Annotated in this window: 19 protein-coding genes; 10 read left to right on the top strand and 9 right to left on the bottom strand. The window is 34.7% G+C overall.

The window, feature by feature from the left end; genetic code table 11:
- Position 1 precedes the first annotated feature (1 nt).
- From yidD to GQR94_RS03080, 5 genes are all read left to right on the top strand, one after another.
- Positions 2 to 223, top strand: coding sequence for a membrane protein insertion efficiency factor YidD (gene yidD / locus GQR94_RS03060; protein WP_158974107.1), 222 nt, complete (start codon positions 2 to 4; stop codon positions 221 to 223).
- Positions 224 to 324: 101 nt separating this feature from the next.
- Entirely contained in the window at positions 325 to 1281 is a 957-nt protein-coding gene (lgt, locus tag GQR94_RS03065) for a prolipoprotein diacylglyceryl transferase (protein ID WP_158974108.1), read from the top strand.
- A gap of 5 nt (positions 1282 to 1286) precedes the next feature.
- Positions 1287 to 1772 (top strand): DUF192 domain-containing protein, encoded by a 486-nt coding sequence (locus tag GQR94_RS03070; RefSeq protein WP_158974109.1) that lies wholly within the window; start codon positions 1287 to 1289, stop codon positions 1770 to 1772.
- A gap of 12 nt (positions 1773 to 1784) precedes the next feature.
- On the top strand, positions 1785 to 2303 hold the full coding sequence (locus GQR94_RS03075) for a GNAT family N-acetyltransferase (protein ID WP_158974110.1): 519 nt from the start codon (positions 1785 to 1787) through the stop codon (positions 2301 to 2303).
- Between the two features lie 18 nt (positions 2304 to 2321).
- Positions 2322 to 3548, top strand: a complete 1227-nt coding sequence (locus GQR94_RS03080) for an ATP-binding cassette domain-containing protein (protein WP_158974111.1) — start codon at positions 2322 to 2324, stop codon at positions 3546 to 3548.
- A 44-nt stretch (positions 3549 to 3592) separates the two neighbouring features.
- Here the strand turns inward: GQR94_RS03080 and secDF are convergent, their stop codons facing one another.
- The gene (gene secDF / locus GQR94_RS03085; protein WP_158974112.1) at positions 3593 to 6574 is read right to left on the bottom strand and encodes a protein translocase subunit SecDF; all 2982 of its coding nucleotides are present in this window, start codon (positions 6572 to 6574) and stop codon (positions 3593 to 3595) included.
- A gap of 146 nt (positions 6575 to 6720) precedes the next feature.
- Positions 6721 to 7647 (bottom strand): malate dehydrogenase, encoded by a 927-nt coding sequence (locus GQR94_RS03090; RefSeq protein ID WP_158974113.1) that lies wholly within the window; start codon positions 7645 to 7647, stop codon positions 6721 to 6723.
- A gap of 243 nt (positions 7648 to 7890) precedes the next feature.
- On the opposite strand from GQR94_RS03090, the gene GQR94_RS03095 reads away from it, so the two are divergent.
- Positions 7891 to 8250, top strand: coding sequence for a hypothetical protein (locus GQR94_RS03095; RefSeq protein ID WP_158974114.1), 360 nt, complete (start codon positions 7891 to 7893; stop codon positions 8248 to 8250).
- Positions 8251 to 8331: 81 nt separating this feature from the next.
- Here the strand turns inward: GQR94_RS03095 and GQR94_RS03100 are convergent, their stop codons facing one another.
- The 3 genes from GQR94_RS03100 to asnB form a co-directional block, all read right to left on the bottom strand.
- Complete coding sequence (locus GQR94_RS03100; protein ID WP_158974115.1) at positions 8332 to 9336, bottom strand: DUF6588 family protein; 1005 nt, start codon at positions 9334 to 9336, stop codon at positions 8332 to 8334.
- A 73-nt stretch (positions 9337 to 9409) separates the two neighbouring features.
- Positions 9410 to 11371, bottom strand: coding sequence for a DNA topoisomerase (ATP-hydrolyzing) subunit B (gene gyrB / locus GQR94_RS03105; protein ID WP_158974116.1), 1962 nt, complete (start codon positions 11369 to 11371; stop codon positions 9410 to 9412).
- Between the two features lie 285 nt (positions 11372 to 11656).
- Entirely contained in the window at positions 11657 to 13330 is a 1674-nt protein-coding gene (asnB, locus tag GQR94_RS03110; protein ID WP_158974117.1) for an asparagine synthase B, read from the bottom strand.
- A 245-nt stretch (positions 13331 to 13575) separates the two neighbouring features.
- Here asnB and GQR94_RS03115 point away from each other — a divergent pair, with 245 nt between their 5' ends.
- Together GQR94_RS03115 and GQR94_RS03120 are read left to right on the top strand one after the other, a co-directional pair.
- Positions 13576 to 14121 carry a DUF2911 domain-containing protein gene (locus tag GQR94_RS03115; protein WP_158974118.1) on the top strand — a complete coding sequence of 182 codons (546 nt, stop codon included), beginning with the start codon at positions 13576 to 13578 and terminating at the stop codon, positions 14119 to 14121.
- A gap of 117 nt (positions 14122 to 14238) precedes the next feature.
- On the top strand, positions 14239 to 16488 hold the full coding sequence (locus GQR94_RS03120) for an FUSC family membrane protein (RefSeq protein ID WP_158974119.1): 2250 nt from the start codon (positions 14239 to 14241) through the stop codon (positions 16486 to 16488).
- On the opposite strand, the gene GQR94_RS03125 is transcribed toward GQR94_RS03120, so the two are convergent.
- A complete protein-coding gene (locus tag GQR94_RS03125) occupies positions 16489 to 18111 on the bottom strand; it encodes an amidohydrolase (RefSeq protein ID WP_158974120.1) in 1623 nt (540 codons plus the stop codon).
- 190 nt (positions 18112 to 18301) lie between these two features.
- Between GQR94_RS03125 and mqo the strand changes: the two genes are divergently transcribed.
- The gene (mqo, locus tag GQR94_RS03130) at positions 18302 to 19786 is read left to right on the top strand and encodes a malate dehydrogenase (quinone) (RefSeq protein WP_158974121.1); all 1485 of its coding nucleotides are present in this window, start codon (positions 18302 to 18304) and stop codon (positions 19784 to 19786) included.
- Between the two features lie 73 nt (positions 19787 to 19859).
- Complete coding sequence (locus GQR94_RS03135; protein WP_158974122.1) at positions 19860 to 21497, top strand: ABC-F family ATP-binding cassette domain-containing protein; 1638 nt, start codon at positions 19860 to 19862, stop codon at positions 21495 to 21497.
- On the opposite strand, the gene GQR94_RS03140 is transcribed toward GQR94_RS03135, so the two are convergent.
- The 3 genes from GQR94_RS03140 to GQR94_RS03150 form a co-directional block, all read right to left on the bottom strand.
- The gene (locus GQR94_RS03140) at positions 21494 to 22108 is read right to left on the bottom strand and encodes a YkgJ family cysteine cluster protein (RefSeq protein WP_158974123.1); all 615 of its coding nucleotides are present in this window, start codon (positions 22106 to 22108) and stop codon (positions 21494 to 21496) included. The two genes, GQR94_RS03135 and GQR94_RS03140, sit on opposite strands and share 4 nt — an antisense overlap.
- An 82-nt stretch (positions 22109 to 22190) precedes the next feature.
- Positions 22191 to 22757, bottom strand: a complete 567-nt coding sequence (locus GQR94_RS03145) for a PepSY domain-containing protein (RefSeq protein ID WP_158974124.1) — start codon at positions 22755 to 22757, stop codon at positions 22191 to 22193.
- A 103-nt stretch (positions 22758 to 22860) separates the two neighbouring features.
- On the bottom strand, positions 22861 to 23952 hold the full coding sequence (locus tag GQR94_RS03150; protein WP_158974125.1) for an OmpA family protein: 1092 nt from the start codon (positions 23950 to 23952) through the stop codon (positions 22861 to 22863).
- Positions 23953 to 23967: the final 15 nt, after the last annotated feature.

Genomic DNA, 23967 nt, shown 5'->3' on the forward strand with positions numbered 1-23967 from the left:
TATGAAAAAAATAATAATCGCTCCTTTTGTTTTTTTAGTGCGTTTTTATCAATTGGTACTATCACCGCTTACTCCCGCAAGCTGTCGGTACTCCCCTACTTGTTCACAATATACTTTGGAAGCATTAAAAAAACATGGTCTTTTTAAAGGAGGATGGCTAGCATTAAAACGGATTTTTAGTTGTCATCCATGGGGAGGAAAAGGCTACGATCCGGTACCTTAGAAGAATTAACTTTTTAGATTTTATAATTTTCCATTTTCTTTACCACGCTTCTCGTTGTCTAGCGTCAATTTTCTTATCTTAGCCCTTCAAAATATTTGTAAATGTACTTTTTAGGTATTACTTGGAACCCAAATGACACGCTTTTCAAAATTGGGTTTATTCAAATTAAATATTATAATCTTTTATGGATCGCAGCCTTTGCTTTTGGCTGGTTTTTGATGAAAAAGATTTTTCTTAAAGAAAAGAAAACTGTTGAACAACTAGATTCTCTTTTTATTTATACGGTGCTAGCAACCATGTTAGGTGCCCGTTTAGGCCATGTGTTTTTTTATGACTGGCCTTATTACAAAAATAATTTAATAGAAATATTACTTCCTATAAAAGGAAACCCAAATGAAGCTATATTCGGTTTTATTAAAGGGTATGAATTTACCGGCTTTACAGGACTAGCTAGTCATGGTGCCGCTATTGGTATTATCGTAGCCATGTACTTATATGTACGTAAACACCCAGGCTTTAAAGTACTTTGGATATTAGACCGAATTGTAATCCCTGTAGCTATTGGCGCATTTTTTGTACGTTTGGGGAATTTTTTCAACTCAGAAATTGTTGGTAAAACAGTAGAGAAATCGTTTGTATTTGCTACCAAATTTGTTCGTAATTCTGATGATCTTCCTGCTTACAAAGCCATGCAACTTACCAATGCCAAAACGCCTAATGTAGCCTACAGTCTTATTGAAAACAATCCTAAATTCGCAGCTATTTTAGAAGCGATACCTTACCGCCATCCAGCGCAATTATATGAGGGAGTTTGCTATATATTTGTTTTCATTGTGTTATACTATTTCTATTGGAAAACAGATAAAAAAGACAAACCAGGATTTTTATTTGGTACTTTTTTAGTCCTTTTATGGTCTATCCGTTTCTTTGTGGAATTTGTAAAAGAACGTCAAAATTCACTTGACGAATCCATGGAATTACTTTCTATTGGTCAATGGCTAAGTATCCCTTTTGTACTCATAGGGCTCTATTTTATGTTCAGACCTACAAAATCATAATCCTTATGAAAACTGTTTCCATTATAAGTATCTTATTCCTATTATGCTTTTTTACTTCTTGTAAAGATGAAGCAAAAGAAGTGATAAAAACTCCTGCTATAACATTTACAAAAGAAGGCGAATTAATAATCTATAAAGCTAAAACAGATTCTATCATTGCTACTTTTGATATAGAGATTGCTGAGACAGATTACGAGACGGAAACTGGATTAATGTACCGTAAGACCATGAAAGCTGAGCAAGGAATGCTCTTTGTATTTCCTGATGTTGCCATGCATTCTTTCTATATGAAAAATACAGAGATTCCTCTTGATATTATTTATATAGATGAAAATCTAAAAATTGCTAGTTTTCAAGAAAATGCAATCCCTTTTAATGAAGAAGGGCTATCCTCACAAGTGCCCATAAAATATGTACTTGAAACTAATGCAGGTTTAGCGGAAAAATATCTTCTAGAGGTGAAAGATAGTGTGGTGTATAAAAAACTGTAAGCCTTCTCTCTAATGGATTATCTACTAAATAATATCACGTCTGAACGGTTGTTATTTAGGAAACTAGTTCCAAGTGACTTTGAATTATGGTTGCCATTTCATGAAGACGAAATAACCTCTGAATTTTGGAATGGATTACCTGAAGACGCGGTAAAAGCCTGTAAGGAAGATTTTGAACGAACATTTTATCGGTACAAAAATAATCTTGGCGGGAAACACGCCTTGATAGAAAAACACAATAATACGCTTATAGGATTAGCAGGCTTGCTTATACAAGAGATTAATCACACTAAAGAACTTGAGATAGCCTATTCATTACTTCCTGAATATTGGGGACGAGGCTACGCTTCCGAAGCGGCGTTGGAATGTAAAAAATACGCTCAAGGGAGAAATCTAAGCAGCTCCTTAATTAGCATCATTCATAAAGATAATATTCCCTCTCAAAACGTAGCCTTGCGAAATGGAATGGCTATAGATGTTGAAACATCCTATCACGGAAACCCCGTTTATATTTACAGAATACAACTATAATTCAAATTTTATTGAAGCATGTCTCATACCCTCATTTTCACTCAAAATACTAGCCCAACAAAAAGCTTAGTAGCTCAACTTCTTAATCCTGAGAATCCTTTAAACTTAGAAGCATTACAAAACCTTAAAGGCGATGTACTTTCAAAAGCTAGAATTGAAGAATTAATTTTTGAGGAAGAAGTCCATGAACTGAAGATGGCTACAAAAAACACATCTCAGACTTTAAAATCTATGTCTAGCGGCGAACAGCGCAAAATTGTTTCAAACTATCTTTTAGCATCTGAGGCAGATTTTCTAATTTTAGATAATCCGTTTGATAATCTAGATCATGAATCCGTTGCTGAGTTAAAAACAACCATTGAAAAAAATGTTTCTAACAAGGTATTTATAATAATCCTAAGTAGAAAGACTGATGCCTTAGAATTTATTAAAATTAGATATCAATTTTCAAATGATGGAAGTTTACAACGTATAGAAGAAGAAAATGAACGCGATTTGGAAAATCCATTCACAAAAGATATTCCAAAACCTTTAAAAAAGATTGATTACGAAGGAGAGGTATTAATCAGCCTAAAAAATATAAACGTACAGTTTGATGAGAATCCTATATTAAAAAGCATTACTTGGGAGATAAAAAAAGGATCGTTCTGGCAATTGATAGGAAAAAATGGCAGTGGAAAAACTACTTTACTTTCTTTAATTACAGGAGAAAACAGCAAAGGATACAACCAAGAACTCTATTTATTTGGCAAGAAAAAAGGCAGTGGCGAAACTATTTGGGATATCAAAAAAAGAATAGGCTACTACGCACCAACCTTAACGCATAATTTTAAACGCACTCATACTGTAAAAAACATGCTTATTTCTGGTTTAAACGACTCTATAGGCCTTTATAAAATTCCAACAGAATCTCAGAACCTATTAGCCGAAGAATGGCTAGAAGTCCTTAATATGGAAAACCAAGCAGAAAATGTTTTTACAGAACTCCCTGCTGGCCAGCAACGTTTAATAATGATTGCTAGAGCCATGATAAAGCACCCCTTAGTACTTATCTTGGATGAACCTACAGAAAATTTAGATGATGAAAGCGCTGCGCTGTTTGTTGCATTGACGAATAAAATTGCAGCAGAGTCTGCAACTGCTATTATTTTTGTCTCCCATCGAGAAGAATACGGTCTTAGTCCTAAACAAAAATACATCCTCACAAAAGGCCCAAATGGCTCTATTGGAACTATTATAAACTAAAAAAAGCCGCTAAATAGCGGCTTTTTCTTTATATAAAATAGTATTTATTTTTCTTCTACTTCTACAATACCTTCTTGAGTACTGTTCTTTAATGTATCAAACATCACAGGTGTTGCAATGAATAAAGAAGAGTATGTACCTACTACAACTCCAATGATCATAGCAAACATAAATCCTCTTAATGAATCACCACCGAAAGCAAAGATTGCAAGAAGAACTATAACAGTCGTTAAAGACGTATTTAAAGTTCTACCTAAAGTACTGTTTAAGGCTAAGTTTGTATTCTCTCCAGCACTCCAACCTCTTTCTGCTATAATCTCACGAATACGGTCAAAAACTACCACAGTATCATTCAATGAATATCCAATTACCGTTAGAATAGCAGCAATGAATGCTTGATCTATTTCCATATTAAAAGGCATGATCTTACCAAAAATAGAGAAGATACCAAGTACAATTAATACATCATGAAATACCGCTGCAACAGCTCCTAAAGAGAATTGCCATTTACGGAAACGGAATAAGATGTATAAGAACACAACCGCTAAAGATCCAATAATAGCCCAAAAAGCATTATTTTTAATATCATCTGCAATGGTAGGTCCTACTTTCTTAGAAGACATGATACCTATAGCCTTATCATCATTAGCTACAGAGAAATCTGCAAAAGTTGTTCCGTCAGGGAAGTACTTCTGTAACGTCGTATATAACTTATTTTGAATTTCAGCATCAACTTCAATACCTTCTACATCAACTTTATAAGGTGTTGTAATCATTACCTGATTGTCATCACCATATGTTTTAACATTTGTACCACTACCAAAGACAGCATTTAATTCTGTTGCCATTTCTGATGGATTCACCGGTTGCTCAAAACGAACTTGGTACGAACGACCACCTACGAAATCTACACCTTGCTGTAATCCAGGACCAAAGAATAAGGAATACAAACCAACAACTACCAATACTGTAGAAGCGATATACGCAATTTTTCTTTTCCCTAAGAAATCAATATGTACGTTCTTGAATAAGTTTTTAGTTAGCCCAGTAGAAAACTCTAATTTTCTGTCTTTTGCTGCTAAATACCATCCTATTAATAAACGAGTAATAAAAATCGCTGTAAATAGTGAGGTTAAAATACCAATGATTAACGTAGTTGCAAAACCTTTAATTGGGCCAGAACCAAAAACAAATAAGATTACTGCCGTTAAACCTGTTGTAATGTTTGCATCTAAAATAGAAGATAATGCATTACTAAAACCGTCTGCAATAGCGAGTGATTTGCCTTTACCTTTAGCAATCTCTTCTTTAATACGTTCGAATATAAGAACGTTTGCATCCACAGACATACCAATAGTCAATACAATACCTGCTATACCCGGTAAGGTTAACACTGCTTTAATACTTGTTAGAACACCAAAGATTAAAAGTATGTTGAATAATAATGCAACATCTGCAAAAGCTCCTGCTCTACCGTAATAGAATATCATCCAAACTAATACAAAAACCATGGCAATAGCAAATGAATTGAATCCACTATCAATTGCTTCTTGCCCTAATGAAGGACCAACAATTTCAGATTGTACAATTTCTGCTTTAGCGGGTAATTTACCAGCTCTTAAAACGTTTGCTATATCTTTAGTTTCATTAATAGTAAATGCACCCGTTATTTCTGAACGACCACCAGAGATACCACCAACTTGTGATACTCCTGGAGCAGTGTATACTTTATTATCTAATACGATTGCAATACCTGTACCATTAAGATTAGCATCACTTGTAAGTTTTTGCCATTCTTTAGCCCCCTTAGTATTCATACTCATGGTTACTGCTGGTCTATTGCGAGGATCAAAATCATCACGAGCATCACTAACCACATCACCACTAATTCTTGGAGTACCTGCTCTATTAGATTGTATTGCATACAAACCAACAATTTCTGCACCTTCTGTTGGTCGTTCCCATAAGAATTTTACAAATTGTAATTCTTTTGGTACCAATCTTCTAATTTCCGGCATTTTTAAGTATGCAGAAATCTGTGCTGTATCTTGAGTTGAAGCTCTTACAAAAGCTTGCCCTCCTGGATCAGCAGGAATTAGTAAACTAATTAAAGGATTTACTTCGCTAGCAAAATCAATTGAATCCTGAGCTACATCAGACAAAAGAGAATCTATTTCTGATTCTGGTTTGCTTATTGTTTCTGGTTGCTCTACTTCTACTAATGTTTTAAGTTTTTCATTTGCTGCAAATAAAAACTGACTTAAACCTTGATTATCTGGTCTGTACGTTTCCCAAAACTCTAATTGTGCTGTACTTGATAGTAATTCCTGAGCACGTGCAATATCTTTTGCACCAGGTAGTTCTACTAAAATACGACCTGAAGTTCCTTCTCTTTGGATGTTCGGTTGTGTAACACCAAATCCATCGATACGTTCTCTTAACACCTCAAATGCAGAAATAATAGACTCGTCTATTTTAGTTCTAATGATAGGCTTTACCTGATCATCGGTCATTTGAAAGTTAATAACATCACTTAAACCTTTGTTTGCAAAAATTTCTGGCGATGCTAATTTTGTGTCGCTGCTAATTTTATCAAATTCTTGAAAAAATAGATCAACATACGTATCACTACTATTTTTTGAAGCGGCATCTGCATTTGCAATTGCTTCATTGAATTTAGCATTAGAAGTATTATTTGCTAAGCCTTTTAAGATATCTTTTACAGATATCTGAAGGGTAACATTGATTCCCCCTTTTAAATCTAAACCTTTATTTAGCTCTTTCTTTTTAGCATCATTATAGGTGGTAAAGCCCATAATAGATTCCTCTCCAATAGAGTCTAAATACTTGACTTCTAAATCTTTTCTTTGATCTAAATAATCAGTTTCAGTACTAGAAATACTGTTAGTAGCATAGGTTGCTGCTTTCTTTTCAACATTGTTCGTTATGAACGTGTAAGACAATTGATAAATACTTACCAATCCAAACAAAAAAGCGAAAAGCTTTATAAGTCCTTTATTCTGCATTAGTTACTATATTAATTTCTGGTTTTTTTCTGTAAGCGTGCAAATATATCATTTAAGTAAGGAATTGACAATATTTTTTGCTTTTATAAGTAAGGGCAGTTATCAAACTGACAACTGCCCTTGTTTTATTGGATTATTAGTGCCAATTACAGCTCTAATAAATCGTTCGTTTTCTTTACTCCTGCTGCACTTTCCTGCATTTTAGCTTTATCTGCATCACTTAATGGAATATTTACAATTTTCTCAATACCATCTTTACCCAAAATTACAGGCACCCCGATACAAAGACCACTTAAGTCATATTCTCCTTCTAAATAAGCAGAACATGGAAACATTTTCTTCTGATCGCAAGCAATAGCTTGAACCATACTTGAAACTGCTGCTCCTGGAGCATACCAAGCACTTGTTCCTAATAATTTTGTTAAGGTTGCACCACCTACTTTAGTATCTTCCGCAACTTGAGTTAATCTCTCTTCTGATAAAAACTCAGAAACTTTAATGCTATTACGAGTAGCATGCCCTGTTAATGGCACCATACCAGTATCACTATGACCACCGATTACCATTCCATCAACATCAGAAATAGGAGACTCTAAAGCCTCTGCTAATCTATATTTGAAACGAGCGCTATCTAACGCACCACCCATTCCGATAATCTTATTTTTAGCCAAGCCAGTTGTTTTATGCACTAAATAGGTCATTGTATCCATTGGATTACTAACCACAATAAGAATCACATTAGGAGAATACTTAATAAGATTAGAAGAAACAGTCTTAACAATTCCTGCATTAATACCTATCAACTCTTCTCTAGTCATTCCTGGCTTACGAGGAATACCTGAAGTAATTACGGCAACATCACTACCTGCTGTTGCAGCATAGTCATTTGTGATCCCTGTTATTTTTGTATCGAAACCATTTAAAGAAGCTGTCTGCATTAAATCCATCGCTTTTCCTTCAGCGAATCCTTCTTTAATATCTAACAATACTACTTCTGATGCAAAATTCTTTATAGCTATGTACTCAGCACAACTTGCACCAACAGCACCAGCTCCTACGACTGTAACTTTCATTTTATATTTTTTTATATTGATTTAATTGCCTCAAAAATACTGAAATTTAATAGAAAAAATAACTTATAAGGTGACTTTTAAAATTCAATTTTGTTAGTTTTTTTTGAAAAAAATAATCAACAAATGTTAAAGAAAAATGTAATTCAACGAATTTTCCTACAAAAGTTTACCATTGGTCGAAAAAAAGAGGAATAAACCAGTCATCTTTAGTATGTTTATCGTCCCAAATTAAACCTACTTACTATGAAAAAGCAATCCCCTTTCATAGCGCTTTGCGTTACGATACTTTTTGCAAGTTGCTCAAAAACAACTGTTAACAATGATCCAGTAATTGGCATATGGACCAATACTGTCGAGAGTAATTCTGTAAATCTAAAAATTATTAAAACAGAATCTGAATGGATTTTTAATGACGCCTACCTAGGAAGGTATCATCAATATCAAAACAGCGATTTGACTGTTCAAACAGATTTTAGCTGGAAACACGAAGATGACCAATACATCATTTCTTACCCAGGAACAGATTTCCCTGATGACATAGTTACCTTAGTACAAACAACCTTACAAGAATCTGATGGTGATATTTTAGCCACTAGAGAATAATTACAGCTCTATAAAGCAATAAAAAAGGCTATCTGTTTAAACAGATAGCCTTTTTTAATATCTTCCTATTTTTAAAATAGATTACCTAAACCCAAAGTTTACCCCTACAGATAAACTATTAAATTGTGCTATAGTATAATCTGCATGTAGCCTAAAAAAACCTAGTTTTAATTTTGTTCCAATGTTTGCAGTAGCTCCAGAAACTTTTTTAGTTAATGTAAAAGGATCTTCTATTGTTTGTTGAAAAGGACCCGACTGCACAATATAAGTTCCCAAAACATCTGTTTTAGAATTACCAGAGATATACCCTAAACCACCATAAAAATTAATAATCGGCATTTTCGTAGACACCACTGCTTGAAAATTCCATGAATTTATTTTAGCATCAATTTTTTGATTTTCTCCTGCTATAATATCAGTATCGGTAAAATCATATGTTCCGTTCAAATGCGTATATCCTATCACTCCAGAAATAGCAACCGGCCATATTTTTTCTGCGGGCAATAAACTTGTAAGCTCATGCTGCAAACCAATACCGTAAAAACCAACAGCAACTTCGTCTGTTTCAATTTTCGGTAAAAATCGTGCTTTAATCTCCATCCCCTTTATAAGACCAACACTTACCTGCAAAAAAGCAGAGGGTACAAAATTGATATTTTCTGACGACAGCCCGGTAGGCAAATCAAACTCTTCTCTAAACAAACCATTTTCATCTTCAACAAAAACACGAATATCTTCCAAATCGCCCAGTCCTGTTGCTACTGATTTGCTAAGACCACCATCTACAAATTGTAAGTTGTCATAATCTGCCGTATTTAAAACAAATGTTTTCTTGTCTTCTTTATTTTTAAACGAAGCCATGTTCCCGATGATCGATATCTCGAAACCACCAAGAGGCTTAGTTTCTCCAGAATTATACCACCCATTAGAAATGCTATAAATCATTCCTTCAGACAGCGGCGCCATGTACGCGTTTGTAAAACGCTCTGCATCATCTACACCTGCAGCAAAAAGATTATTAATATCTGCTTGCGCTGTCGCCGACAAACCAGAAATTAGAACTAGCAAAAGAAAAAAGTGTTTCATAGTTTTTATTATTTCTATAAAACTAAAAAACTCGCACGGTAGGTGCGAGTTTTTGTTGTGTAATTATAGTTTTCTATGCATCAATGTTCGCATAGACAGCATTTTTCTCAATAAATTCTCTTCGTGGCGGAACCTCATCCCCCATCAACATAGAGAAAACACGATCTGTTTCCGTAGCATTTTCAATAACAACTTGTCTTAAAGTTCTAAATTCAGGATTCATTGTAGTATCCCACAATTGCTCTGCATTCATCTCACCAAGACCTTTGTAACGTTGTATTCCCACACTACCATTAAAGCTTTCTGCTATTTCATCACGCTCTTTATCATTCCAAGCATAACGTTTCTTAGCACCCTTCTTAACCAAGTATAATGGAGGCGTTGCAATATACACATGCCCTGCTTCTACTAATTCCCTCATGTACCTAAAAAAGAACGTAAGAATTAAAGTTTCAATATGACTACCATCGACATCCGCATCACACATGATGACTACTTTATGATATCTAAGTTTATCCAAATTTAGCGCCTGGCTATCCTCTTCTGTACCTATAGATACACCCAAGGCTGTATAGATATTTTTAATTTCTTCGTTCTCAAAAACCCTATGTCGCATAGCCTTCTCAACATTAAGAATCTTACCTCTTAAAGGCAAAATTGCTTGAAACATACGATCACGGCCTTGTTTTGCAGTACCACCCGCCGAATCTCCCTCTACAAGGAATACTTCACAGTTTACAGGATCTTGATCTGAGCAATCTGAAAGTTTACCAGGTAAACCACCAATACTCATTACCGTTTTACGCTGTACCATTTCACGCGCCTTAGTAGCTGCGTGACGTGCTGTAGCAGCAAGAACCACTTTCTGTACTATTATTTTAGCATCCTCAGGATTTTCTTCTAAATAATCTGATAACATTTCAGATACTGCCTGACTCACTGCTGCAGAAACTTCACGGTTACCTAATTTAGTTTTTGTTTGTCCTTCAAATTGAGGCTCTCCAACTTTTACTGATATAATTGCTGTTAATCCCTCTCTAAAGTCATCTCCTTGAATTTCAAATTTCAATTTATCTAACATTCCAGAAGCGTCTGCATACTTTTTTAAAGTACTCGTCAAACCTCTTCTAAACCCTGATAAATGCGTACCTCCTTCATGTGTATTGATATTATTCACATAAGAATGTAAATTCTCAGTATACGAAGTATTGTACACCATAGCTACCTCAACAGGGATTCCGTTTTTCTCCCCCTCCATAGAAATCACACCTTTAATAAGAGGCTCGCGATTTCCATCTAGGAATTTTATAAATTCTTTTAATCCTTCTTCTGAATAGAAACGCTCTTCATGAAAACCACTAGGACTGTCTTTATCTTTTTGACGTTTATCCGTCATTGTGATAGAAACTCCTTTATTCAAATAAGAAAGCTCACGCATTCTATTTGCTAGTGTTTCATAACTAAATTCTACAGTTTGCGTAAATATAGTTTCATCTGGATAAAAAGTAATCTCAGTACCTCTTATATCAGTTTCTCCGATACTTTTAACGGGATATAAAGCTTTTCCTTTTTGATATTCTTGTTCGTAAATCGTCCCATTACGAAAAACTGTAGCTTTTAAATCTTTGGATAATGCATTTACACAAGAAACACCTACCCCGTGCAAACCACCAGATACTTTGTATGAATCTTTGTCAAATTTACCACCAGCACCAATTTTAGTCATTACAACTTGCAATGCTGATACACCTTCTTTTTTATGTATATCTACTGGAATACCACGACCGTTATCTCTAACGGTAATAGAATTATCTTCATTTATAGCAACAGTTATCGTATCACAATGACCACCCATTGCCTCATCAATAGAGTTATCTACTACCTCGTATACCAAATGGTGCAATCCTCTAACACCTACATCTCCAATATACATGGACGGACGCATACGTACATGCTCCATACCCTCAAGGGCCTGAATACTATCCGCTGAGTAATTATTCTTCTTTTGCTCGTCTTTATTTGCTTCTTCGCTCATAAATTAATGGTTTCAATATAAATTTAGCAATCTTACAAATATAAGCAATACCTAATGAAATTAAGGATTTGTAACAAAATGACAACAGTAAGTTATCAACAATAATTGTGGAAAATATTAGTATTGCATCTTTCTGTTATATTCCATCAGAATAGCCCTCTTAAAGACCACCATTTAAGCGATTTACCAAAATAGCATAAAACGAAAGAAGCACCCAAATTGGATGCTTCTAATCGACTAATTATAATTAAAACTGAAAACAGTGGTAATTCTTATTTATAAAATTTAAGCTTTTACATATGCATCTGAATGCACGTTTGCTACCGCTCTACCAGACGGATCGTTCATATTCTTAAACGCTTCATCCCATTCTAATGCAATTTTAGTACTACATGCTACAGAAGCCTCTTGTGGCACACAAAGCGCAGCTGCATCTGAAGGGAAATGTGATTCAAAAATTGCACGATAATAAAATTCTTCTTTTGATGTTGGTGTCTGTAGCGGGAATCTAAATTTCGCATTTGCCAATTGCTCATCAGATACTTCTTCTGCAACAACCTCTTTTAAGGTGTCAATCCAACTATACCCTACTCCATCAGAGAATTGCTCTTTTTGTCTCCAAGCTACACTTTCTGGAATCATATCTTCAAAAGCTTTACGAACAACCCATTTCTCCATTCGCTCTCCGTTGATCATTTTATCTTGAGGGTTAATACGCATCGCTACATCCATAAACTCTTTGTCTAAGAAAGGAACACGCCCTTCTATACCCCAAGCAGCTAAAGATTTGTTTGCACGCAGGCAGTCATACATATGAAGCTTGCTTAATTTACGTACGGTTTCTTCATGAAATTCTTTAGCATTAGGTGCCTTATGAAAATACAAATACCCGCCAAATAATTCATCTGCACCCTCTCCAGACAATACCATTTTAACGCCCATAGATTTTATAACTCTAGACATTAAATACATAGGAGTAGAAGCTCTAATAGTAGTTACATCATATGTTTCTAAGTTATACACTACATCTTTAATAGCATCTAAACCTTCTTGAATAGTGAATTTTATTTCATGATGTATTGTTTTTATATGATCTGCAACTTTACGTGCCGCTGCCAAATCTGGAGAACCTTCCAGTCCCACAGAAAAAGAATGTAATTGCGGATACCAAGCATCAGCAACATCATCAGACTCTATTCGTTTTTGAGCATATTTTTTAGCAATTGCAGAGGTTACAGAAGAATCTAAACCTCCTGAAAGTAATACCCCGTAAGGCACATCAGACATTAATTGTCTGTGTACAGCAGCTTCTAATGCTTCTTTTATCTCCTGAATGTTAGTTTCATTATCTTTTACTGCATCATACTCCATCCAATCACGAGTATACCATTGCTTTAATTCTCCATCAGAACTATGCATATAATGACCTGGAGGAAAAAGTTCTATTTTAGTACAAATACCTTCTAAAGCTTTTAACTCAGATGCTACGTAAAAAGTTCCGTTTTTATCCCAGCCCATATATAAAGGAATAATCCCCATATGATCTCTAGCAATAAAATACTCATCTTTTTCAGTATCGTATATTGCAAAACCAAAGATTCCGTTCATTTCATCAAGAAAGCTCGTTCCTTTTTCTTGGTATAAAGCCAATATTACTTCACAATCAGATTCCGTTTGAAAATCGTACTTACCTTCAAACTGTTTCCGTAACTCTCTATGATTATATATCTCGCCATTAGCAGCAAGCACTAATTTATTATCTTTACTAAATAAGGGCTGTTTCCCTGAAGCTGGATCAACGATAGACAAACGTTCATGAGCTAATATTGCTTTATCATTTGCAAATATCCCACTCCAATCCGGTCCTCTATGTCTAATCTTTTTCGACATTTCTAATAACTGTGGCCTTAAATCCTCAGTACTCTCTTTTACATCAAATGCACATACTATTCCACACATATCTTTCTATATTAAAAGCAATTTCAAATCAAAGATGCAGTTTTTGATTCAATAAACAAACCATTAATTAAATAAAGGTAACAATATGAAACATTTAAAGGAATAATCATATAAAAATGAAACTACATTTAAAATTTCAACTCTAATTTCTCTTTTTTTGTAAGTTTAATAAAATTGCCCGACTTTAGTAGCCCACTACAAAGAGATACGCTTGAGTAGTTGTTATACATTTAAACCTTATAATTATGAAAAAAATTCTTACCCTTTCAGCTGTTTTAGTATGTTTAGTATTCAGTACTACAGCAAGTGCACAAAAATTTAGCGGACTTGACAAGAGCCCAATGGATGTTGCTGCCTACCCAACAAGTTATAAAGTAGCAGAAAAAATAGCTAAGGTTAGTTACAGTAGACCACAATTAAAAGGTCGTTCTATTGCTGAGCTAGCACCTGCAGGTGCTGTTTGGAGAACTGGTGCTAACGAGTCTGTTGAAGTTACTTTTTACACGGATGTAACTTTTGGTGGTTCTGCCGTTAAAGCTGGTACTTATTCTTTATTTACCATACCTGGTGCGAAGGAGTGGACTGTAATTTTGAATAGCAAATTAAATCAATGGGGTGCTTACTCTTATGATGAAAGTGCAGATGTTATTCGTGTAAAAGGAGCTGTTAGCAAGGGTACTGAATCTTTGGATGCTTTTTCTATGGCTTTCAAAGAAAATGATAAAAGTGCTGATTTAGTTATTGGATGGGGAACTGTCCGTGTTGCTGTTCCTGTTGCCGCAACTATGTAATCGTTTCAATTACTAAAAATACTATAAGCCTGAAGTTTTACTTCAGGCTTATTTTTTTATCCTATTTTTTCATAGTATCTTCAATACATCATAATAATTACAAGCTACCTTTGTGCTATGATTAAGGAATATCTAAAAGACATCCTGTTATTTCTTAAAAGTTCCAATTTTTATAAAGGAGTACTACAAACTTCAGCGGTTATTATTCCGTTGATTGTCTTCAATTCCTTTGGTCATATTTCCTATGCTATTCCTATCGCTATAGGAGTTTTCTTAAATATTCCTGGAAATATTCCCGGCACTTTAAAACGAAAAATTTACAGTACCCTCATCAGTATTGTGCTTACGATGACTGTTACCTTAATCATTTCGTTTGCGAAACATAATTTTGCGCTATTACTCTTTACAATTGCGGTGTTATCGTTTTTTATCTCGCTAATATCTGCCTATGGTTTTAGAGGGTCATTAATTGCCTTCTGTGGTTTACTTGCCATTGTTTTAAGTCTGGTAAACAGAAATACAGATTTAGGAATTTGGGCATATGTTGGACTCATAGGTTTAGGCGGACTATGGTTTCTCCTAGTGCTAGGCATATCTCATTGGATAGCTCCAAAAAAAGACGAAGACCAATTACTTTCAGAAACGTTACGCATTACTGGAAGCTACCTGAAAATTCGTGGTAAATTATTATTAGAAAAAGATAAAAGAGAACAACTTCTTATTAGAACCTTAAAGCTACAAACAGAACTTAACGAAAAACATGAAATCCTAAGAGAATTGCTACTGAGCGAGCGAAAACAAATCGGGAGATCTCATTTTGATGAAAAAAGAGTACTCATCTTCATATCGTTAATTGATATCTTAGAATTAGCACTGGCCAACACCTTAGATTATTCAAAAATAGATGTAATCATTAAAGACCGTGATGTTTTAAAACAATTTAAAAACCTAAACACCACTATGGGCAACCACTTGCAGGTGTTGTCTAAAATATTGATGAATAAGAAAAAAGTTCAGAATAAAAATGAACTTTTAGATGGTCTCGCTGTTATAGAAAAAACAATTCAAAAATATATTCTATCTGTAGCATTGCCCGCAGGCCGCGAAGGCATCCTTACCCTTAGAAATCTTCAAGATTACCAAGAACAACAAGTAACAAAAATACGCGCCATTAGAAGGGTAATGAATAATGTTACCAAAGATAAAATATCCTTTAAAGACAAAGAAGCTTCTCAATTTATAACAACACAAGACTATAGCCTTCAAATTATAGCTCGACATTTCACCTTCAAATCTCCCATATTCCGACATGCGCTAAGACTTACGGTTGCTATAATTATAGGATTTACTTTTGGAACACTTGTCGGAATTAAAAATCCTTATTGGATTGTACTGACCTTAATTGTATTGATGAGGCCCAGTTATGGCCTAACCAGAGAGAGAGCCATAAACCGTATTATAGGAACTGTAATAGGTGCCATTTTTGCAGTAGCCATTATATTTCTTACAAGTAATACGATTATATATATGGTTTTAGCTGCCGTATCCTTAGTTATTGCATTCTCTTTATTACAACAAAGTTACCGGTCTGCCGCTGCCTTTATCACTATAAATGTAATCTTCGTTTACGCCTTATTAGAACCAAATAGTTTAGCAGTAGTTAAATTTCGTGTGCTCGATACTTTTATTGGAGCCGTACTTGCTGTAATTGCAAATTACACCCTTTGGCCCTCTTGGGAATTTATGAATCTAAATCCTACACTCGTAAATTCTATCAATAAAAACAAAGCCTATTTGACCGCTGTTAGTAAGATTTACTTCACAAAAGAGACCCGAAACTTAGAGTACAAAATTGCTCGTAAAGAGGCGTTCTTAGCCATTAGTAATTTAAATGCAGCTTTTCAAAGAATGACTCAAGACCCAAAATCTAAGCAGAAAGAAATGCAGCTTATTTATGAATTTGTCTCTTTAAACAATACCTTTTTATCTGCATTGGCTTCTATGGGTGGTTTCATTCAAAACCACAACACCACGGCTTCTAGCGAAAACTTTGATGCTTTTATTACGCATATAGAAAACCAACTTGAGAATGCGGAAACCTGTTTGTCTGAAAATAAAACCGCAGTAATAAAAGAACATAAGAAAATTGAAACTGCAGAAATGGCTTTAAAAAGTTCATTTACGACCCTTTCTAACCAAAGAGACCAACAAATAAAAGAAGGCCAACATAAAATAGATTTAGAAATGCGTTTGCAATTACAAGAAGCACATTTAATTACCAATCAATTAACTTGGCTTAAAGGTTTATCCGAAGATATCTATAGAAACAGTTTAAAATATTCACAGCTGTTTATCGATAAATCATAACTAGTTCATTTTCGCTCCGGAAATATAAACTTGTTCTGGGATTATTTTTGCAGTTTCCGCTTCAGGAATTGTCATGATATCTTTATCTAAGATCACAAAATCTGCCATCTTCCCTACCTCAATACTTCCTTTCTCGTCTTGTTCAAAATTACTGTATGCTGCCCAAATCGTCATCCCTTTTAAGGCTTCTTCCCTAGACAAAGCTTCATTTGCCTGAAATCCTCCATCAGGATAGCCTTCTAAATCTTTACGTGCCACTGCAGCGTAAAACGTCAAAAACGGACTCACCTGCTCTACCGGGAAATCTGTTCCTAAGGCGACTATACCTGATTTACCTAATAAGGTTTTAAACGCATAAGCTCCAGGCATACGGTCTGCTCCTATTCTATCTTCAGCCCAGTACATATCACTCGTTGCATGCGTTGGTTGCACGGAAGGAATAATTCCTTCTTTAAAATACTCAAAATCTGGAGTACTCAAAATCTGCGCATGCTCTACTTTCCAACGTCTATCTTCTTTCCCTTTTAATGCATTTTTGTAGGCTCTTAAAACTACAATATTTGCAGAATCTCCAATAGCATGTGTATTCATTTGATAATCAGATGCGGCAATTCGTTTTGCTACATTCTCAATTTCATCAACAGGCGTTACCATAGCGCCAAAATGATTTGGCTTATCTGAATAAGGCATTTTCATCACTGCACCTCTTGAACCCAAAGCCCCATCACCATATACCTTCACAGATCTAACATTCAATCGATCTGTTTTTAAAATTCCTTTATTCAAATAATAATCTAAATTCTCAGGGTAATTAGCAATCATTGCATAAACCCTAATTTTTATCTCACCTACTTGCTGCAAACTATCAATAAGCTCAATAACTTCTCGTGGTAACCCCGCATCATTCACTGTAGTTAATCCGTTCTGAATTGAAATACGCTCAGCGTCTTTCAAAGCGGCAATCATAGTTTCTTTCGAGGGTTTCGGTATAATCGCATCAATTAAATTCATAGGACCATCTACCAGAACACCAGTTAACGCTCCATCAATCTTTACAATTTCACCACCAACGGCAACAGTTTCTTTGGTTATTCCTGCTAAATCGAGTGCTTTCTGATTTACCAAATACGCATGTCCATCAATACGTTCAATGGCCATAGGTGTATCTGGATACAATTCATCTATTTCTTTTTTGGTAGGAAATTCTTTTACCTCCCAATCATTCTGATCCCAACCACGTCCATAAATAAATTCGTTATTATGTTTAACTTGAAAATCTTCAACCTTTTCTAAAACTTCATTAAAACTAGTCGTTCCTACCAAATCTACTGCTTGCTGGTTCTGACCTAACCTATAAAAATGACAATGTGCATCTATTAAACCCGGAACAATCGTCTTCCCATTAGCATCCACTTTATCTTTAGCTTCATATAACTTTTCTACTTCCTCGTTGGTACCTACAAAAACAAACTTCCCCTCTTTTACCGCAAATGCTTCCGCTGTAGAGAAAGCGTCATCAACCGTATAGACATTTGCATTGAGTACAATTAAATCTACTTGTTCTTTTGATGGGGTGCAACTAGCAATAATTAGTGCAAAAAAAGTAATGTAAAGATTTTTCATTCTTAGAGTTTAATAGGACTATAATACGTTTAGGTGTTTTATTCTGATGTTGAAAATACAATATTCTTTAAAATTATAAGACTTTGTTTAATTAAAAAAAAATACACTATATAAAATTTTAGAAGGAATACACTGTTAGTATTAAAAGTCAATTTCCATTTCATAACTTTAAATCCAATAAACACTCCATATGAACACAACAAATCATTATACGCTAATTGGTGCAGGAATTATGAGTGCCACTCTCGGGGTGCTCTTAAAACAACTTATTCCTGATGCAAAAATTTCCATTTACGAAAGGTTAAATGCTGTAGGCGCAGAAAGTTCAGATGCATGGAATAATGCAGGAACGGGACATTCTGCTTTTTGCGAATTGAATTATACCCCTGAAAATGAAAATGGTGAAATTGATATATCTAAAGCCTTAAAAATTAGTGAGCAGTTTGAAATATCTAAACAATTTTGGGCGTATTTAGTTAAAAATGACCTTGTAAAAGCAACTACACCATTCATTAATGATATTGATCATATGAGTTTTGTTTGGGGCGATGCCAACATCAATTTTCTAAAAAAAAGACACGAGGCATTAACGCAATACGCTATTTTTAAAGCTATGAAATTCAGTACTGATTTCAATGAAATAAGCGATTGGGTGCCCTTAATGATGCATGGTAGAAATAATGACGAGAACATTGCGGCTACTAGAATGCCTATAGGCACCGATGTTAATTTTGGAGATATCACTCGTAAAATGATTACTTATTTAGAAGGTTGTGATGGTGTAACGTTACACTTAGGACACCAAGTAGAAGACATTGATCAACAAAAAGACGGCACATGGAAAATTGAAGTAACCGATCTACACACCGACCAAGAAAAAACAATTGACACCAATTTTGTCTTTATAGGCGCTGGTGGAGGCGCATTAAAACTTTTAGAAAAATCTGGAATTCCGGAAGGCGAAGGTTTTGGTGGTTTTCCTGTAAGCGGACAGTTTTTAAAATGTAATAATCCAGAAGTTGCCAAACTACATGAAGCTAAAGTATACGGCAAAGCAGAAGAAGGATCTCCGCCAATGTCCGTACCCCATTTAGATACTCGAATGCTTAATGGGGAACGTTCTTTATTATTTGGACCGTATGCCGGATTTTCTACCAAATTTTTAAAAAATGGATCTTATTTCGACTTACCTTTATCTATAGATGCTCATAATATCTTTCCATTATTATCCGCAGGGATAAAAAATATCGCCTTAACAAAATACCTTATTGAACAAGTAGTTCAATCTCCAGAAGAGCGTTTTGAGGCTTTAGTGAAATATTACCCAGAAGCCAAATTTGAAGACTGGGAATTAATTACAGCCGGGCAACGCGTACAAATTATTAAAAAGGATAAAAAAGAAGGTGGTGTTTTAAAATTTGGAACTGAGATTGTAAGTAGTGCCGATAAAACACTAGCTGCTTTACTAGGAGCTTCCCCTGGAGCATCAACAGCAGTTTCCATTATGCTAAATGTATTAGACGAATGCTTCCCTACTCAAATGAAAACAAGAGAATGGCAAAACAAGCTTAAAGAAATATTTCCTAGCTATGGACAATCACTTATAAAAAATGGAGCGTTATGCATGGAAATTAGAGGTCGTACCACTGCTATATTAAAGCTAGAAGAAAAATAATGCCTCTGGCTATGAAAAAGGTAGCGGCAAGTATCTAGCTTTTAACTAGTTTTGCAGCTTCAAAATTTAAGGTATGATTTCGGTAGATAATATTGCAGTAGAATTTAGTGGTGATACGCTTTTTAGTGATGTTTCATTTGTCATAAATGAAACGGACAAAATTGCATTGATGGGAAAAAATGGTGCTGGAAAATCTACCATGATGAAAATTATTGCTGGGGTACAAAAAGCTACTCGTGGTAATATTCGCTACCCAAAAGAAGCTGTTATCGCCTACCTACCTCAACACCTGCTAACAGAAGATAATTGTACGGTTTTTGAAGAGGCCTCTAAAGCATTCGGAATGATTTTCGATATGCAGAACGAAATGAATCGCTTAAATAAAGAATTAGAAACCAGAACAGATTATGAGTCTGATCAATATATGGGCTTAATTCAGAAAGTATCTGATTTAGGTGAAAAATATTATGCTTTAGAAGAAATTAATTACGAAGCAGAAGTAGAAAAAGCTCTAGCTGGACTAGGTTTTAAGCGTGAAGATTTTCACCGCCAAACAAGTGAATTCAGTGGTGGATGGCGTATGCGAATAGAATTAACCAAAATACTATTACAAAAACCAGATTTAATTCTCTTAGATGAACCTACCAACCACGTAGATATTGAATCTGTAATATGGTTGGAAGACTTTTTATTGAATAAAGCTAAGGCCGTGGTTGTAATATCACACGATAAAACTTTTATAGATAACATAACCAACAGAACTATAGAAGTGACTATGGGACGTATTTATGACTATAAAGCGAACTATTCTCACTATTTGCAATTGCGAGAAGACAGAAGAAGTCATCAAATAAAAGCATTTCAGGAACAACAAAAATTTATTGCAGACAATCAGGCTTTTATCGATCGCTTTAAAGGCACCTACTCTAAAACCAATCAGGTTACCTCGCGGGAACGTATGATTGAAAAACTAGAAATTATAGAGATTGATGAAATAGACAATTCTTCATTGCGATTAAGATTCCCTACCGCTGTGCGATCAGGCGATTACCCTGTTACTGTAAATACTTTAACAAAAACCTATGGGGAGCATGTCGTATTTAAAAATGCGAACATGAGTATTTCTCGTGGCGAAAAAGTTTCTTTTGTAGGTAGGAATGGTGAAGGAAAATCTACCATGATCAAAGCGATAATGCGAGAAATAGATTTTGAAGGAGAATGTCAGTTAGGTCATAATATAAAAGTGGGTTATTTTGCTCAAAACCAAGCCTCTTTATTAGATCAGAGCTTAACTGTTTTTCAAACTGTAGACGAAGTTGCACATGGTGATGTTAGAACCCAAATGAAAAATATTTTAGGGCGCTTTATGTTTGGCGGAGAAGATATTGAAAAGAAAGTGAGTGTACTTTCTGGTGGGGAAAAAACAAGATTAGCCATGGTAAAATTACTACTGGAACCCGTGAACTTATTAATTCTGGATGAACCTACAAATCACTTAGATTTAAAATCTAAAGATGTTTTAAAAGAAGCCTTATTAGATTTTGATGGCACATTAATTCTGGTTTCTCACGATCGGGACTTTTTACAAGGGCTATCTCAGAAAGTATTTGAATTTAAGGACAAACGCGTTATTGAACATTTTGAAAGTATTGATGCTTTCTTAGAACGCAATAGAATACAAAGTTTAAAAGAAATAGATTTAAAAAATTAAGCACAATTTTTAAAACCTCTTGGAAAAGGGCGGTAAGCATAATATTGCAACACTTCTTCTATCGCCAATTTTAAAGCGGTGTTTATTGGTACTATTTGATTACCTAAAATGAAATCTATTTGCGAAAGCTTCATGTAATAATCTGTGAAAATAGGTACATGCAACCCATTACTTAAGGCTTTTTGCGCTGCCTCAAAATTAGCCGCTTGTTCTTCTTTAATTATTTTACAAGTCGCCAGACGCATTTCTCCAAACTTATTTCGGTTAGCACCATACCCAAATAACCTACAAATTAGTCCTCGGTATACATAATCACTACACTTACCTTTGCCATTATCTTTATCAACAATAGAAAGAGGCTGATAAATATGGCAAATAGCGCTTGATTTAATGCTTAAATCATCTAAGGTTTTAGAAGCCAATCCATTTAAAAACAAATGATATGCCCAAGGAAGAAATTCTAAAGGAGACGCATCTACTTCTGCATGAGTACAGCATTTTCCACAACCTGCTTTGCAATGCAAAGACGTTTGCTCTTGAAAAGAAGCAATCTCTTTATCTAGACCAGCATATAAAAGATCAACCGCTCTAACTTTCTTAATTATAGACATTTATGAATTAAAATTTAGAGCGTAAATGTAGACTAAAAAAGGGTCAGTAAAACAAATACTTTAAACACCCTTTAAATCTATTCTATGTAGTTTTTCGCATACGTTTTGGACCATACCAAAGCCAAAAACCAGTAATTGTAAAAAGCAGTAAAGCAATTCCCATTACGGTGGTATATATTATTTTTATGGGGCTACCAGAAGTATTAAAATAGTTATCCAATACAGAACCATCATGAATGTTTTCAATAAAATCTGATTGACGTTTGCCAAATTCTAACAAGTTACCCGTAGTACCATCTAATTGCAATCCGTAATAGCCTTCATAAATAAACTTTATTACCCCTTTATCCTTTCGCACATCAACACGGTCTAAAGCTATAGGTGTATCTGTTTTAACAGAATCCCGAAGTACTTTACCTGCTTTTTCATAAAGGACATTTAAAGGCAGCCATTCCACCAAATTTGAAGAGGTTCCTTTTTGAGTTTCTGCCAGAAGCAATCCTCCGCTATTTTTTTTCCAGCCAAGTAATAGTCCCGAAACAGATATAAAAAAGAAAAAAATGAATAAAAAAGCCCCCATTAATCGGTGAATTTTTCTAAATATGCGCAATACTTTGGCTTGTTTTTTTCTTTTTATTTTTGGACTCATAGGATACAACAGCAATTGAACGCGGCTCTTTATATGCCCGAACAGTTGCGGAAGTTAAGAATATTATTCTGTAGATTTTATCAAAGAAATACTAAAATTAATTTTAATTTTGATCTTCATATAAGTTCTTAGCATAGTTACTTTGTGGCTCCGCCACTAAAAATTCTACCCTTCTATTTTTAAAACGAGTATCTTCTTTTTCATTACTTACCACAGGTTTTTTAAACCCAAATCCTTTCCAGGAAATCCTATTTTTATTTAAGCCAGATTTCACTAAAAATTGAGCCACAGTCGCTGCTCTTTTTTCAGACAAATCATCATTATACTGTACAGAACCCATAGCATCTGTGTGGCCATATAGGTAAACATTTAACCTAGGGTTACTTTTTAGATAGGTAACCAAATCTGTTAATTGTTGGTTGTCATCTATTTCAATACTAGTTTCATCAAAATCAAAAAGCAGTTCTTCAATTACATACAATTGGTTTTGGGTGTAACTAGGAATTAGTGTCACCGAAACCATATCAATGAAATAATAGGCAGATTTGCGCGAGGCCTTTTTTACCTCTTGTTTAAAGGTGTCTTCATTATTTGTAAAGTTACCTATGGTTAAAAAATGTTCATATCCCTTTGCCATAACGGTTGTTGATACTTCTACCCAATCATCCGTATTATCTAAATAGTCATTGGGTTGAATTCGTTTAAAATTAACTTGAGCAGATTTTGAAAAATATCGTGCATCTAAGTACTTGGAGGTATTCATTTCGAAAACCGATTTAGTTAACAGGATATCAAATTCCTTTATAGAAAATTCTACATCATCGGCTAAACTTACCATAAATGACACCTTATACAATTTATCTTTTTCAAGAGCTGTTTCCAATTCCGCCGTAATATACTCACGGTAATCGTTAGGAGCGTACAAATACATGCCCGCATAAGCAGCACCATCAAAAGGCAGCTGGGAGCCAATAAAATTATTTTCGACAGGAAGTTCTGTACTACAGGTATTAAAATAGTCTGTTGTACCTAATGTAGGTTTTCTCCAACTCTTAGCATCAATAGCTAGGGAACCAAACTCTTCTGGACATTTATAATTGGCTTCAAAACTCGGATTTTTTACTAAATTTTGGCTTTCTACAACAATAGAAAATAGTGTAAAAAACAAAAACATGATTTGGGGGAACGTTTTCATTTCTAGAATATTTAG

This window comes from Cellulophaga sp. L1A9 (assembly GCF_009797025.1).
Lineage (GTDB): Bacteria > Bacteroidota > Bacteroidia > Flavobacteriales > Flavobacteriaceae > Cellulophaga.